This is a genomic window from Nostoc sp. 'Peltigera membranacea cyanobiont' 210A, from assembly GCF_002246015.1.
GTDB lineage: Bacteria > Cyanobacteriota > Cyanobacteriia > Cyanobacteriales > Nostocaceae > Nostoc.
The window spans coordinates 107,016-121,898 of record NZ_NOLJ01000011.1 but is presented as its reverse complement, the minus strand read 5'-3'; the positions used below and the strand labels follow the sequence as shown (position 1 = coordinate 121,898).

The following is a 14,883-nucleotide window of genomic DNA, read 5'->3' as shown; positions in this document are numbered from 1 at the left end:
AATCAAACAACACCAAATCATAGTACAGGAGCTAGGCTAATACGAAAATTCCGAACATTTATGTCTTCAAAAGAAAAAGAAATTCCAGCGATCGCTTTTACTGGCAATACTGAAGGCTCTTGCGTCTGTATATCCAAAAGCCTTTGGTGAAGCAGTTAGTAACAGAAACAGCAAAACTGCTTAAATATTCTGGTAAAAGATCATGAAAACGGCAAGAAATAACCCACTAGATATACGCCACATTAGTCTGAAAGTAACAGAGTTAATTAAGGAATACGCTGTTGTAAATAACTGTACGCAGGATGAAATGCTAGAGCGTATTGTTTTGGAGTGGAACAGCAAACAAAGCGAGAGCGAACGACCATCAGGAGACGAAGATGAATAGCTTTTTTGTACAAGCCCTTGGCGTAATTCGTAATGGGCTACGCCCCGCTTCTCTACGAGACACTTCGTGAACGCTAACGTAATTACCATTGCTTAAGGGTTTTAGAGGTTGTTTGAAAAGTCTAATTTACTACTCACCGGGCGACTAGAAGTCGCGGCTACACAAACAAAACCCACCTCCGTGGGTTAAAAACCCTTGATTTTCTCTTAGTCTACCGAGATTAAAATTTGACGTGGCTGTAAAACACTCGTTTTACATTCTCAGCCGCAGTCACGTAGAACAACACGATCGCTCCCAGAACCAGCACATAATTCAACGGCAACGGTTGAAATCCGAGTAGGGTTGCTAACGGTGTCCAGGGAATGATTATTGTCACTCCAATAGTCGCCAGTGTTGCCATTAACAAGTATTTTCCTGGCTTAGTGTTGAAAATGGATTGGCGGGTACGAACGACCAGCACAACCAGCGACGCAGAGATTACAGACTCCAGAAACCAGCCTGTTCTAAACTGTTTTGGTTGAGCGTGCAACAGCAATAGCAGTGCTCCAAAGGTGAGATAATCAAATACTGAACTCAATAAACCAAACACGATCATGAAATTGCGGATAAACTTGATATCCATCCGGCGAGGTTTGTTGACTAATTCCTTATCTACCCGATCTGTGGCGATCGTCAATTCTGGGAAATCGGTGAGTAAGTTCGTCAGCAAAATCTGACTGGGTAGCAGCGGCAAAAAGGGCAGAAACAGAGAAATTCCCGCCATACTAAACATATTGCCAAAATTGGCGCTAGTTGCCATAAATACATACTTTAAAGTGTTGGCAAATGTCACCCGTCCTTCCTTTACGCCTTCGATGAGGACATTCAAATCCTTTGCCATCAACACAATATCAGCAGCTTCCTTAGCGACATCGACTGCACTTTCAACGGAGATGCCAACATCGGCAGCATGAAGGGCAGAGGCATCGTTAATGCCATCTCCCAGATATCCAACTACATTCCCCGCTTTTTTGAGGGCGATAATGATCCGCTCTTTTTGGTTTGGCTCTACCTCGGCAAAGACATTTGTATCTTGTACTTGATGCATCAAGGCTTCATCACTGAGCTTCTCTAGTTCGGAGCCTGTCAACGCCTTTGGTTCGGGCAGTCCTACTTGCTGAATGATACTCATTGCAACTGCCTTGCTATCTCCGGTAATCATCTTTGGGGTAATTCCCAGCAGTTGCAACTCTTTGAGGGTGTCAGCGATACCAGCTTTGGGCGGATCGAAAAGAGCAAGGTAGCCGAGAAATGTCATGTTTGTTTCATCGTCTTTGCTGAAGGAATCTTGATTAAAATCACGATAAGCCACACCCAAGGCTCTAAATCCTTTACTGCCCAAGTCGTCAGCCTGTTGGTGGAGTTTTTGTCGCTGATCTGCAATAGCGATCGCTTTCCCCTCACCAGTCTCAACAGTTGAGCAAACATCCAGAATATTTTTCAGTGCGCCTTTGGTAATAATCAGATGCGTACTTTCTTGTTTGAATAAGATGCTTAGACGTTTGCGGTTAAAGTCATAAGGCACTTCATCTAGCTTTTGATAGGCAGAAATATCGAATGTTTTGTATTCACGAATTGCTGCATCGATGGGATTGACATAACCCGACTCAGATGCAGCATTCAAATAAGCGTAAAGTAGAACGTGATCGCTTTCTTTCCCCTCCACATCAACCGCAGAGTGAATTTTCACCTCTCCTTCCGTCAGCGTACCCGTTTTATCGGTGCAAAACACGTTCATGCTGCCAAAGTTTTCAATGGCAGGCAAGCGCTTCACGATCACCTGCTTTTTCGCCATTTTCTTGGCACCACGAGCCAGGTTAACGCTTACAATCGCAGGTAGTAGTTGAGGAGTCAAACCGACTGCCAGCGCCAGAGAAAATAGAAAGGATTCCAGTACTGGGCGATGGAGGTAGACGTTAGCGACAAAAATTAGAACTACCAAAATTAGCGTTACTTCCATGAGAAAGTAGCCAAACTTGCTCAGTCCCCTTTCAAATTCGGTTTCGCTCGGTCTGAGTTTTAGGCGTTCCGATACTTTGCCGAATTCAGTTTCTTTCCCAGTATGAACGACTACTGCTTTTGCGGTTCCACTAATAACATTAGTTCCCAGATAGAGGGAATTGGTGCGTTGGCTCAGTCCAGTTTCAGCCGGCAATACGCCACTTAGCTTGTCAACCGGATAGGTTTCTCCTGTGAGTGCGGCTTCATCCACCGATAGGTCTTTTGACTCTAAAACTAGACAGTCGCCCGGAATATTTTTACCTGCACTCAGCAACACAATGTCACCCCTTACCACTTCCTCATTGGGGATTTCTTGAGATTGACCATCTCTCAAAACAGTTGCTTTAACTTGCACTAATGCCAATAATTTTTCGACGGCATTCGAGGCTCCTTGCTCTTGCCAAAATCCTAATAGCCCACTGATGAGGACAATCGTCAAAATGATTATGGCATCTGCCGCATCTTTGAGAAAAATCGATAGCACCGCCGCAAAAATCAGAATCAAGATAATCGGACTCTTGAACTGATTGAGCAACAGCATCCATGCGCTCGATTTGTGTTTTTGTTTGAGGCTGTTTGCGCCAAACTCGCTTAGGCGTTGTTTTGCATCTTGACGGCTTAACCCTGCGGTTGTAGAGTGCATCTGCTGAAGCACCTGATCCGTGGATAAGCTCCAAAATGTGGACTGTGGATTCATTATTTTCTACCTTTCATTTTAGGTATCTGAAGTGATTCATAAGTACCTTTATGAGGTGAATGGCCTTACCCCAGATAGCTCATAACAAGTTTGATGAATGAGACTGATACACCTTTAACTGTGCCCGTAATTGGGCAATTTCAGTTGTCATATCTAGCACCATTGCCGCTCCGACTAAGTTTAGCCCCAAATCTCGACGCAAACGTTGAATCTGAGCAATCCGCGCAATCTCGCGGGAATGCAGCAAATCACCGATGGGTTCGATTACGCCTAACTCAACATAAAACTTCACCAGGGTAATCGAAGTCTTAGTGATCAATGCAGCATATTCAAAGCTGTAGAGTTGCTCACCTTCGAGGGAAACCACGGTTTTAGAAAGGCTGAAGGTCATAATTTTATCTCCTCTAACTGGGTACGTGGGTTAAAACTAGTGTTTGCCTGGATTTTTTCGTAGTATTCTTGCTCGATCGCACTCAGGTCTTGTGGCGTGACAATCTGAAGTTTGGCAAATAAGTCACCTCGTCCCCCTTTTGGCAATGTCCAGCCTTTACCGCGCAGTCTCAGCGATTGCCCCGATCGCACCCCTTTAGGAATTTTCATCATCACGCTACCATCGGGGGTAGGGACGCTGATTTCTGCCCCTAAAACCGCTTCATCGGGGCGAATTGGAATGTCACAAAGGAGGTTATCGCCCTCAAATCGATAGAAGGGATGGGTTAACACCTCGATAGTTAAATATAAATCGCCGCGCTGTTGAGAGAACGGACTAGGACGACCTTTACCCTTGAGCCGAATTCTACTGCCTGGTTTTGCACCTGCGGGAATGCGGACATTGATCGTTTCGTTGTCGAGTTGCAGCCGCTTTTGGACACCGTGAAATGCTTCGGAAAATGTGAGTGCGATGCCTGCGGCGGGCTACGCCTACGCAGCTTCGGTATCCGGTGCGGGAGCTTGAGAATGAAATCCCCCATTAAAATCATCAAAGCCACCAGTAGAGGTTTTACGTCTCGATCGACCCAGCAGATCGTTAATAAACGAATCAAAGTCGCCGTACTGATCGAAGTCGGTTGTACCAACATTAGTGGAACTGGGTGGCGGCGCTTCAGTGTAACCAGGATGATTCCAGTGCTGACCAAAGCGATCGTACTTCTGCCGCTTCTGTGGATCAGAGAGTACTTCATTCGCTTCGTTCAGTTCTTTGAACTTTGTTTCTGCGTCTTTGTCTCCAGGATTGAGGTCAGGATGATATTTGCGGGCAAGCTTGCGATAAACCCGTTTGATTTCTTCTGGGGTTGCGGTTTTACTCACTCCCAAAATGGCATAGTAGTCTTTAAAGTCTGTTGTAGTTGGCATCAGTTACCTCTTGTTCGCGTAGCGGCGATCTAGGAGAATCGCAGGTTATTCTGCGGTGGGTGCATTTTCAGTTAGAGATAAGTTCCAATTCGATCATGCTAACAATTGCTCTCACCAAGTCTAGGGAAGCTTCACACTTTTTCTTTCAAGGCGATTCTTGTGTTTTGTATAAGCAAAGCCACTAGCAATAATCATCACAAAGGCAGGAGCCGCAAGCCATAACCAGAAACCAGGAAGTAACTTGATTAATAAAAGCTGACTATTAGGACTACTACCATTAGGTAACGCAAACCAATATGTTGAGATTGTGCCTGTAAAGCCTACAATAATTGAACTAAAAGCAGAAGCTATTGAGAACTTGTATTTCTTCTGTACAAAAAATTTACAGGAATACCAATAAAGTGGATTAGCCAACCAGCCAATAGCCGGCGCTTGAAGAAATAACAATCCAAGTACTCCCCCAATAGTAGCTTCAACCCCCTTCATGATATAAATCGAACCTGTGTGTATTGTCTTGTGTTCGACTATCTCAAAAGTTAGTGCTGGCAAGCTAAGTGCCATTATATAAATAAATAAAGATATTCCTAATAAAAACAATGGTTGTGTTAATAAAGATGCTTTTTTCATCAGGTGGATTCTATACAGAGTTACTTGGCCATTCAAGATAAAATGAGAACAACATTGAAAATGCAAAACTCCCGATAAACGTTAAGGTAAATAAGTTTGTATCTTGAGTTTGATGCGCTTCGGGAAGAATTTCTTCAACGATCGCCACCATTAAAGTGCCTGTTGTAAAGGCAAGTACAATTAACTTGGGAAGATCAGTTTGTCCGCGTAATCCCCAATAGCCCAGTGTCGCGCCCAGCCAAACAGGAATCAGAAATTCCTGCATAGGTCAGGCTCCGCTAGTGGTAACAGACTTTTTGATGTTTGATCGGTCTACCGATAAATTGCATCATCAATTGTGGCTCGGAAGAATTCGCCCTCTGACTCAAACTGCTCAGTGCCAAAGTACCATCCAATTCGCAGACGAGTCGGAATAGTGTAGCCAGAGAATGTGCGTTCTTCCTCCATAATTCCACCAAAGTCCATATAATGAAACTCAGAGCCATCAAGGTTATTCCAGCGCGGCAGCTTAAAGGTCTTGAGCCGACCCGTTTGATCGATGGTGAAATCTAGTTCGGCTCTCTCACCTTGTACTACAAAACTAGAATGAAGATGCGATGAATCTGTTGTTGTCCATGACACATGATCCCCACAAAACACAGATGGCAAACAGATTGACTCAGACTGAAGACGACCAACCGCAGACCGCGTAATATCGGAACCTGAAGCTATCATCACCGGGAAAATTCCTAAAAGTTTCCATTGCATTGCACCTACACCGTCTATAATTCGATCCGATCCCACAATTGGCAAACCATTCATCCATGCCGTAGCGCTCCAAATCAATCCATGCTCCCAGCAAATGACTTGCTCTGCTTTGAATGGAATCCAACTTTTCAATTTGATTTCGCCGTGCATCTGCAATCGAACCGCAGATGCGATCGCAGTTCCAGGAGCGATCGCGTGTTCGAGATATCGTCTTGCTGCTTCTGGCAAATGAGCGAATTCGTCTGAATGAAATACACGATCCTTAGATGTCGCTGAATTCCATAGCGTATTGAGAGAAATTTGTTTAGTCATCATTGCCTCAAGTATTTTTAATTCAGAATTTGATAGATTGTGATGATAAAAATAATTATGAAAATAGATGTATAGATTGACTTAGTATATTTGGCTAACCAACTTGGAAGATAAATATCAAAATTCTCCTTTTGGGAATTGGAATATTTTCGTGCAAGCAGATTTAATGGGCAGTGTAATTTAAAGGTTAATAGGGTTAGCCCTTCTAGAAATACAAATCCATAACCAATCCAGAGCCAGAGATCGAGTTTATTTGCAATCGCAGCATAAAGCATATAGAAAATCACAAAGTTGAAGAATATCCATATCAACGTGTGAATAATTTTAATCAGCGTCAATTTGGTTTCACTTTTCATAAAAGCAATGCAAGAACCAAAATGTCTTTACTTTATTTCAACTACCTACTTGTTGGTATTTTTGACTCCATTAGTCTTGTCAGTATTCTTGATCTCATTGATTGAGTCTAATTAACAAATCTGGCTTTTGCTATCATCGTGACAGGCGATCGTTTGATTTCCTGAATGAATTGATTGAATACGATACAATATGTAACTAAAAATGCACAATCCCATCATTTCCCTAGAAATCAATCAATTGGTCATTTGATCTCTTCGTCATCCTTACTTACGCTTTACCAAAAAATAATCGTTATACTGCTTTGGTTCTGGAAATAAACTAGTTTTATATTTAGATTCAATCGGCTTAACTCTTTTTACCAACCCATAAAATCTACCAGTTGCTAAAACAGGTTCGCGTTCAATTTGTAAAATAGATTTTTCTTTATTTGCATCAATGATTGTACTTGAATCTAAAACAACAATTGTTTTGACAAACAGAAAATTCTGAGCGTCGGAAGTCGGCGCTCAGAATTTCAAAGACAAAACTGGCGTGGAAATATGCACTGTTTATTTGCCTAACAGTTTAAAATCGGTAGTTGCGATCACGCACCCACATACTAAGTGGCACAGCCTTTCCTTGTGGATCTACTTTCGCCTTGACCACAATGGGTGGTACTTGTCCTCTGCGGGCGCGTTGGGCTTGTAAATCGTTCCGAATCTGCTGCCGTTGGTTTTCTGGGATGTAATATGTTTCCAAACCGTAGTTAACGGAACCATCCTGATAAACACCTTTTAAGGCTACTTGGTTAGCTCTAAGAGTATTGGGGCGATCGCTACTTACTCGTAACGGTCTCCAAGCTCTAGGAACACCGCGACCGGTGGATAATTGCTCTTGTAAAGTCACGTAAATATTGGTTCCTTCAGGCAATCTTCTGCCACTTCCACGACCTTTGCTGACTAATGTTTGCCAGCCAGGTAGTCTGCTCAAATTTGAGGTACGGGAGATGTTGTAATCTAACGCTAAGGTGTTACCTTCGATCGCATTGTTAGGGTCTACAGGTACGGTTTGCAAAATCACCGTCTTACCTGTTACGTCTGTATAAACTGCTTGGGCTGGTACTGCCATAATTAGCCCTGTTTGCAGCGCCAGGGGAGCTAGTAACCGCCAAAAAGGCAAGGGCTTATTCGATTTTTGTTCAGTAGCAATCAAGTAATCCCGAAAAGTCACCTTATTGGAAAATTCGGCTTCAGGAGACAAGGGTTTATTCTTAGATTCAGAAGAAGTATTAGTCATGAGCGTAGTCCTACAAAGCAGAGGTCTTGAGGAGGTTAAAAGTAACGAGATTAGGACTGACGCAGAGAAACTTTAAAAATTTTGACGCACAGAGATTTTTAGTTAAGAGTTAAGAGTTAGGAGTTAGGAATCATTCAATTTTAGATTTAGTGAACTTTTCCTGAATTCTGACTCCTGAATTCTTTCATCTTTTGCCCTACTTTTTACTTGTAGAGCTACCACCGGGTAGGCGGCGTTCAAACCAGAGTCCAGCGCTAATTAAAGCAGAACCGCACAAGACATAGACTAGCGACTTAAAAAGTAAGTCGGTGTCGTACTCCTGCACGCGACTGATAATTTGCAGTGTTACTAACAGCATACCGCCCCAAAAGGAACTTCTGTTGCTTAATTTCAATCCTTCTTGAATTAGTCCCCAGGCTAATGTTGCAAGAAGTACATTGAAAATAAAAATGCCAAGTTCATCAATCCGGCTGATAGTTTGATGCCAAAAAGGTACGATTGCAATAAAGACAAGAAATGTACTAATGACAGCAGTTGTGAAAATCACTTCGCGGCGCGGAGGGTTATTTCTTTGGCGCAGTAGAAACAACCATTGTAAAACCGCCAAGCCGCTGAGAATCCCCAAATCGATAATCGGCAGAGACTCGAATAAGTTTGTCAAATTCGTTGGCTGATTATAACTATAATCTGGAGATTCCCAGACCCAACGAAAAGACAAAACGTAAAAGACAACGCCAAAGCTTAACAACGCTAAATTACGGGCTAGAGATTGAAACAATCTGTAATTTATGGTTGGAAACAGTAAATCATCATAACTCCAGAATAATGCAGGTGGCAGTGTAAAAGCAAAAGATGCCACCCAAGGGGCTATATCAGCATAATTTAGCAGTGGCAGAGGATTAAGGTTAGCTTGTAAGGAACTAGCAAAAACAAAGGCTGCTAGACCAAAAATCCAACGCGATCGACAGAAGTAGGCTAAGGGTACAAATACCAGCCATGCCAACAGAGGCAGATGTTGCACTACTAGCCGCGACCAAGTTAACTCACCTGAAGCGTACCATAAGTCTTCTAGTCCAGTCCAGTAGCCGATTTCCACGAGGACAATTGACAGAATTCCTAAAGAATTTAAGGACAAACTGAAGGCCATGACCACAACACCGAATCCCCAAGCGAGAAACAGTTGGGAAGCAGAACCGATGATATTAAACATCTGGGCCATCAGCAGTAAATTTGCACCGAAGATGAAGGCGCTTAAAATTAGCAACCCCTCTCCTAGTAAGCGTTTGCTTCGTTCTGGTTTCTTCCCTTCAGGCGGTTTCCAAGTGTAAAATCCAGTGATGGCGATCGCAAAAAACAAACTCATCATCAGAATAATTTTGACTTCTCGCGATCCTCCCTGCCAGTTTCCTGATACAAAGGTAATTATGCCTAAGCATAAAAGTATGCTACCGATAGCGATCGCGATCGCTTTATTGCGATCGCGTGCAGCAGCTTCCAGGTTTTTAAATTGATAACGTTCTGCTATCTGCTCATACTGCGAAGAACTAATTAATCCTTCATCCCTCCATAATTGTGCTTGTTTGCGTAATTTGTCCTGAAAACTATCTAAAAACATGACCTTCTCCGGTGCAGTGGGGTAGCTTGGCCATTGCGTTCCCAATGGCGGTCATTATATTTTGAGTATGAAGCCAAAAGCCTTAGTTACATTGTTCTTGTGTAACAGTTTGATTTTGATTTAGATACAACGTACTAATTCGTAATTCGTAATTTGTAATTCGGAATTAATAACTCATCATCTACATGGAAAAACCTTCTAATTTATTACTTAAAGTCTCGCGGCGTTTGTTCGCTAATCCAGATGAGCAAGAAAAGTTTATTGAGGCTTTAATGAATCCTCAGCCTTTTTCACCTAGTATTCTTTGGTGTCAAGAAAAGCCAGATATTGTGCCTTTGGCAGTGGAAACACCAACAGCTTGGCAACCACAATTTATAGACCGTTTATCTCTGGGAGAAAAACCTGGTAAGCATCCCTTGCATGAAAAAGGATATTTCTATTGTTTAGATTTTTCTTCGGTGTTTGCAGCTACTACTTTGTTAGCTATTCCTGAGCCAGTGCGTTTAGTTTTTGATATGTGTGCCGCACCGGGAGGTAAAAGTATCTTCGCTTGGAGAGCTTTAAAACCTGAATTACTCATCAGTAATGAAGTAATTGGCAAACGTCTGGGAATGCTAATTTCTAATTTGAAGCGTTGCCAGGTTAGCCCTAGCGCGGTGGTTAATCGAGATTCGAGCATATTTGCCGAAATGTTTCCCGGCTCTAGCAATCTAGTCGTAGTAGATGCTCCGTGTACTGGACAATCTTTACTTGCTAAAGGTGAAAAAGCACCCGGATGTTTTCACCCAACTGCTATTAACAAGAGTGCAAATCGGCAAAAGCGTATTATAGCTAACTCCGCTAAAATTGTTTCACCACAAGGCTATCTTGCTTATATGACTTGCACATATTCGCCCGAAGAAAATGAGCAAGTTTGTGAATGGTTTCTGGAACGCTTTCCGCAGTTTGAAGCAATAGAAATTAGTAATTTAACCAAATATCAATCGCATTTAACTACGATGCCTTGTTATCGGATATTTCCTCAAGATAGGTTAGGCGCTGGTGCATTTACAGTCCTGTTTAAAAATACTAATGCGGATGAATATGAGCCTAAAGAAGTAGATTTAAATACAATTTCTTCGCTGTATATCTACCAAAATTTGAAAAATTAAAATTATATGACGTGCGTATAATTAGTTATGACTTAGTTGGGGAACTATATTTGATTAATCGTAACCCTTCTAATCTGAGAGCTTCAGGATAGAGAGCTTTGTAAATATTGCAATTTGGAGATTGAATATCGTAACGACCTGTAGCTTTAAATGTTGCCAGAGAACAACCACCTGTACACCAATATTTCCACTCACAAGTACGACAGCCTTCTTTTTCTTCAACTGACAAATTCTGAATACCTGCTTTATCTTGTCGCACAAGAGTTAAAGGATCTTGAGTTTTAGAGGCAGATATAGTTTTATGTAGCTGCATCTGGCATTTAGCAATTTGCCCTTTGTAATCAAATACGAGATAGCTTTGCCCAACTCCACAAGTTCGTTTATGAGGAGATGCTAAATTAGCACGATCGATTAATGAACCTAGTAAACTTCGATTAGGTAATTTCAATTCGATAACTTTGAATGCTGCCAACATTCCCTCAATTAACCGAGATTCTTCTAGTTGCAAGTCTTCATAAGAAGCTGACAGTTCGTTTTCTCGATAGAAATTTAAACTAAAGGGCAGATTATATTCCAATATCCATTCTAGAAGATCGGGCAATCCTTCTGCATTCCGCCCACTAACTGTAATGGAAATATCTGGAATAATACCATTTTTCAAGGCAATCTTAATACCTCGCTCGACATCTTGAAACGATCCCTTTCCGCTTGCATAAGAACGTTGAATATCATGGAAATTTGATAATCCATCTAGTGAAATCATTAGACGCAGATTCAATATTTGTAACATCTCAATAATTTCAGGCGTAATCAATGTTCCATTACTGAGAACCACTCCATCTAATATAATGTCTGTTTCTTTGCTAAGGGATTGAGCGTACAAATGGAGATCCTTAATTAAAGGAGAGCAGAGTAATGCCTCTCCTCCTGCATATTTCAGTTTGACGCGGCGGTAATTATTTAAGGTTGCAGAGCGAAATGTAGATTCAATAGCTGCTTTACCTATATCGATTGACATATCTTTTGCTTCGTGTGGAAGATAGCAATAGTCACATCTTAAATTACAGCGATCGGTGATATGCAACCATGCTGTTAAAGTTTCTGGTATTTCATTTAAGTTAAATGATGAATAATTATTGGGTGCAATTAAACGTGCTTGATATAATTCCTGAATAGCTGCCTGTAAATTTATTGGGTCAATCTCAGAATGCTCTATTGCAATATCATCTAATTTATGAGGATTTGTAAATTGTTCGAGTAAATATATCGCTGATTGATTCAAAACTGCTACTTGATGATAAGTACCAAAACAGATAGAATAAGTATCATCTAAATTCATCATCTGCGAGTTAGGAACTCTCACAAACTCTGTCTCTGACATCCCCAGAGATAATCGAAAATCTGAGGTTAATTCTGTTAAAGGGGATAAGTCACAGGCACAATCCCCGCCATCACAGTCGCATTGCCCAGTTGGTACATAAGTAGAATTAAGAGAAACTAAAATTTGGGGTCGATCAATTTTTTTACTAAGCATGAGAAGATGGCTGTTTTGTAGCACGTATTCTAGTCAAAAACATTTGTTGATCGCACCATTCATTAAGAGCTTTATGATCTTTCCACTGAGATTTTAGTTGTTGAATCAGAGTTTTAGAAAGTTCTATAGGCAACCGTTCAATTTTCTTTTGGAGCAGATTTAGCTCATGTTTGATCGAATACGGGCCGAAACCTCCATGTTGAAAGATTTGGGGTATTCCTTGAGCATATTTACTAAAAGCAAAATTGTAGTTAGCTTGTTGAAATGCAACATCACCTTCTATGCGTAACATGCGGCCAAAGTATAGTGTATGGATATTTTGATATGATTGGAAGCGATCGCTAAGTTCTTGTGCATAATCGGAAATATGCTCGTAGGCTTTTGCATAATAATCAAACTCTGCTTTACCTACCAGGCTATCGATGGCATACCGCATGTCATTGTACTCTAAACTAGTCTGATAAGAGCGATCGTTGAGTTTTAAAGCTTGGTCTTGTAGGGTGCGATCGCCTGTTTGAAACCCAAGATGCCAATAGACACTAGCAATTTGGTGCAAAATTCCAGGTAATTCCTCTTCAAGTCCATATTTCTCTGCCAGTTTCAGGCTTTTTTCTAAAGCATTTTGAGCAAGACTTAGCACATTGAGATCCCACTGCACCTGTGTCACATCCCAAACAGCTTCATTTACTACCTCAGCACTAAACCACTGATTTAAGCCTAACTGAAAATATGCCCTACACAATATTTGATTATCGTTTTCTTCATTGTCACAACGGCTTAACGCTCGTTCAAGTAGCTGTTGAGCTTTAACATAATTACCATTATCTACCAAAATAGTAGCAGAGGCAATTTCGGCGTTGGCTATTTCGCGTTCACTCTCAACACTCGACCACATATCAATAGCAGCCTTAAAACATTGTTCAGCCTTTACATAATCTTTTTGTTGTCCGTACAAAAATCCCAAATTATTCTGAATGCTAGCCATAACTTGAGTTAAGCCTTTGTCAGGAGTATCAATTTCCATAGCAGCCTCCCAACCTAGTTTGTAATATTTCTCAGCTTCCTGAAAGTTGTTGAGTTGTCGATGCAGATAACCAACTAAGTTAGCCACAGCAGGAATAGCATGTGATAGCTTTTTGCCTTGAACTAGGGATAAACACTCTTGCTGATATTTTAAAGCTTCTTCATAAAGGTGTAACTTGGTATTTAGCATTCCCAAGACATTGTAAATATCCGCTTGATGAGAAGAATTAGAAGATTGAGCGGATAGCATTCCTTCCAGCTTTACTAGTTCATTTTCTTTTGTACTCTTATCTTTAAGAGCATGAACAATCTTTGATTCAAAAATAATCAATTTAAATTTTTGATCGGGATTTATTTCTGTTTCAAACTGTTTGGCAATTGCCAATAATTGATTTACAAAGCCAAATTTTTTCGATTGGCGGCGTATCCTATCAGTAACTTCGTGCCAAGTTTCAAAGCCGATGATCGGATCGGCATATAAAGCATTCCAGAGCCATCGCGTAGTATTAAATTCTCGCAGTTGTTTAACTTCTTCAATCAGAAACTCAATATTAGCAACTTCATGAGAATCATCAGAATAACGTTGAACCTCCAATATCCTTTTTTGTGGGCCTAAATCATAATCTTTTTGCTCGAAATATTTGGCAGCAATCCGACTATCTCGTTTTCTCCATTCCAAATCGGGGTCAATATCAGCCCATACATATTTCTCAACTAAGTCTCGGACAATATCATGTAATGATATTTGAGAACCACCGATTACTGGTTTGATAAAAAAGTAGCTTTGTGCATCAATAAATAATCTTTGAGCATCTTCTGTAGATAGTTCTAATAAATTAGCAATATCAAAGCTATCTAATGGGTAGATACGTGAAAGCAACAGAGTTAACCGATCCATTGATGTCCGAAGCTGCGTAATATGTCGAACCATCTCAGCTTCAAATCCACCAGTTTTTTTTAACCTGCTGGGAATAGTTTCTATATCTTCACTCTCTAACCAATCTGGTATGACTTCCCGATAAGCATACTCTACTCCAAATTCAATCATGATCGGGCTACCACCAGAAAGAACTATGATCTTTTTAACCAATTCTTGTCCGAGAGTAAAGTGAAGCTGCTCCTCCTTGCAACGAATGTATGTTTGTACATCTTCATGGGTAAATTCATTTAATTCCAAATAAGTTAATTCTTCTTCTTTGAATGATTTTTCTAGAATTTGATGAGCAATGGTAGGACGGCCTGCTAAAATAAATACCGCATTCTCTAGTTGATGGCATAAATCGCCAATACACTTCCAAACTTGCTCTCTGACATCTGCTTGTCCTAACTTCTCAACCGTATCAATTAGAAATACCAATCTCTGTTGGCTGGATTTTCGATTAATTTCATCGACTAAGAACTTTTCAATTTGTCTACGTTCTTGTTCGTATGCAATTTGACTGAGGCGGTTTTCATCTTCTCGCAGTTGTCGTAACCGCAGCAACCATTCTTTATATGTAGAATCGTATAATTGTTTGGCAATTTGAGTGTATAAATCTTCTGCATCATTAAAAACAGGGATATCGCAATCAATAATTTCACTTGTTCCAATTTGAACTTGGTTTAGACGGGATTTTAATGCATGAAGTAACCAAGTTTTGCCAATTCCGCCTCTACCCTCTACTAAAACTACACGCAGTTTATTAGAATCCTGAACAAGGGAAATAATTCGATTTAGATGTTCTGCACGACCAACAAACTCTAATTTATTTAGTTCAGACATAATAG

At 40.9% G+C, this 14,883-nt stretch carries 11 protein-coding genes and 1 pseudogene; 2 read left to right on the top strand and 10 right to left on the bottom strand.

Annotation, left to right across the window (positions count from 1 at the left end):
• Positions 1-202 precede the first annotated feature (202 nt).
• Complete coding sequence (locus CDG76_RS29445; RefSeq protein ID WP_094352386.1) at positions 203-385, top strand: hypothetical protein; 183 nt, start codon at positions 203-205, stop codon at positions 383-385.
• 220 nt (positions 386-605) lie between these two features.
• On the opposite strand, the gene mgtA is transcribed toward CDG76_RS29445, so the two are convergent.
• The 8 genes and pseudogenes from mgtA to CDG76_RS29400 all read right to left on the bottom strand — a co-directional run bounded on the left by mgtA (position 606) and on the right by CDG76_RS29400 (position 9,408).
• A complete protein-coding gene (mgtA, locus tag CDG76_RS29440) occupies positions 606-3,122 on the bottom strand; it encodes a magnesium-translocating P-type ATPase (protein ID WP_094352385.1) in 2,517 nt (838 codons plus the stop codon).
• A gap of 79 nt (positions 3,123-3,201) precedes the next feature.
• On the bottom strand, positions 3,202-3,513 hold the full coding sequence (locus CDG76_RS29435; RefSeq protein ID WP_094352384.1) for a chaperone modulator CbpM: 312 nt from the start codon (positions 3,511-3,513) through the stop codon (positions 3,202-3,204).
• Positions 3,510-4,475: pseudogene (locus tag CDG76_RS29430) on the bottom strand (DnaJ C-terminal domain-containing protein). The gene CDG76_RS29435 and the pseudogene CDG76_RS29430 overlap by 4 nt, the downstream one beginning before the upstream one ends.
• A 120-nt stretch (positions 4,476-4,595) precedes the next feature.
• Positions 4,596-5,102, bottom strand: a complete 507-nt coding sequence (locus CDG76_RS29425) for a hypothetical protein (RefSeq protein WP_094352383.1) — start codon at positions 5,100-5,102, stop codon at positions 4,596-4,598.
• Between the two features lie 10 nt (positions 5,103-5,112).
• Positions 5,113-5,367 carry a hypothetical protein gene (locus CDG76_RS29420; protein WP_223265445.1) on the bottom strand — a complete coding sequence of 85 codons (255 nt, stop codon included), beginning with the start codon at positions 5,365-5,367 and terminating at the stop codon, positions 5,113-5,115.
• A 47-nt stretch (positions 5,368-5,414) separates the two neighbouring features.
• Positions 5,415-6,164, bottom strand: coding sequence for a DUF6920 family protein (locus CDG76_RS29415; protein ID WP_223265444.1), 750 nt, complete (start codon positions 6,162-6,164; stop codon positions 5,415-5,417).
• 918 nt (positions 6,165-7,082) lie between these two features.
• A complete protein-coding gene (locus tag CDG76_RS29405; protein WP_094352380.1) occupies positions 7,083-7,793 on the bottom strand; it encodes a GDYXXLXY domain-containing protein in 711 nt (236 codons plus the stop codon).
• A 196-nt stretch (positions 7,794-7,989) separates the two neighbouring features.
• Positions 7,990-9,408: a DUF2157 domain-containing protein gene (locus CDG76_RS29400; RefSeq protein WP_094352379.1), complete on the bottom strand. Its 1,419-nt coding sequence runs from the start codon at positions 9,406-9,408 to the stop codon at positions 7,990-7,992.
• A gap of 185 nt (positions 9,409-9,593) precedes the next feature.
• Between CDG76_RS29400 and CDG76_RS29395 the strand changes: the two genes are divergently transcribed.
• On the top strand, positions 9,594-10,559 hold the full coding sequence (locus tag CDG76_RS29395; protein ID WP_094352378.1) for an RsmB/NOP family class I SAM-dependent RNA methyltransferase: 966 nt from the start codon (positions 9,594-9,596) through the stop codon (positions 10,557-10,559).
• Between the two features lie 25 nt (positions 10,560-10,584).
• On the opposite strand, the gene CDG76_RS29390 is transcribed toward CDG76_RS29395, so the two are convergent.
• Complete coding sequence (locus CDG76_RS29390) at positions 10,585-12,093, bottom strand: radical SAM/SPASM domain-containing protein (RefSeq protein ID WP_094352377.1); 1,509 nt, start codon at positions 12,091-12,093, stop codon at positions 10,585-10,587.
• A complete protein-coding gene (locus CDG76_RS29385; RefSeq protein ID WP_094352376.1) occupies positions 12,086-14,878 on the bottom strand; it encodes a tetratricopeptide repeat protein in 2,793 nt (930 codons plus the stop codon). The genes CDG76_RS29390 and CDG76_RS29385 overlap by 8 nt, the downstream gene beginning before the upstream one ends.
• Positions 14,879-14,883: the final 5 nt, after the last annotated feature.

Excerpts from the sequence above, each read along its gene's own strand:
- CDG76_RS29445 (WP_094352386.1), top strand. The coding sequence starts at position 203 with ATGAAAACGGCAAGAAATAACCCACTAGATATACGCCACATTAGTCTG.
- mgtA (WP_094352385.1), bottom strand. The coding sequence starts at position 3,122 with ATGAATCCACAGTCCACATTTTGGAGCTTATCCACGGATCAGGTGCTT.
- CDG76_RS29435 (WP_094352384.1), bottom strand. The coding sequence starts at position 3,513 with ATGACCTTCAGCCTTTCTAAAACCGTGGTTTCCCTCGAAGGTGAGCAA.
- CDG76_RS29425 (WP_094352383.1), bottom strand. The coding sequence starts at position 5,102 with ATGAAAAAAGCATCTTTATTAACACAACCATTGTTTTTATTAGGAATA.
- CDG76_RS29420 (WP_223265445.1), bottom strand. The coding sequence starts at position 5,367 with ATGCAGGAATTTCTGATTCCTGTTTGGCTGGGCGCGACACTGGGCTAT.
- CDG76_RS29415 (WP_223265444.1), bottom strand. The coding sequence starts at position 6,164 with ATGATGACTAAACAAATTTCTCTCAATACGCTATGGAATTCAGCGACA.
- CDG76_RS29405 (WP_094352380.1), bottom strand. The coding sequence starts at position 7,793 with ATGACTAATACTTCTTCTGAATCTAAGAATAAACCCTTGTCTCCTGAA.
- CDG76_RS29400 (WP_094352379.1), bottom strand. The coding sequence starts at position 9,408 with ATGTTTTTAGATAGTTTTCAGGACAAATTACGCAAACAAGCACAATTA.
- CDG76_RS29395 (WP_094352378.1), top strand. The coding sequence starts at position 9,594 with ATGGAAAAACCTTCTAATTTATTACTTAAAGTCTCGCGGCGTTTGTTC.
- CDG76_RS29390 (WP_094352377.1), bottom strand. The coding sequence starts at position 12,093 with ATGCTTAGTAAAAAAATTGATCGACCCCAAATTTTAGTTTCTCTTAAT.
- CDG76_RS29385 (WP_094352376.1), bottom strand. The coding sequence starts at position 14,878 with ATGTCTGAACTAAATAAATTAGAGTTTGTTGGTCGTGCAGAACATCTA.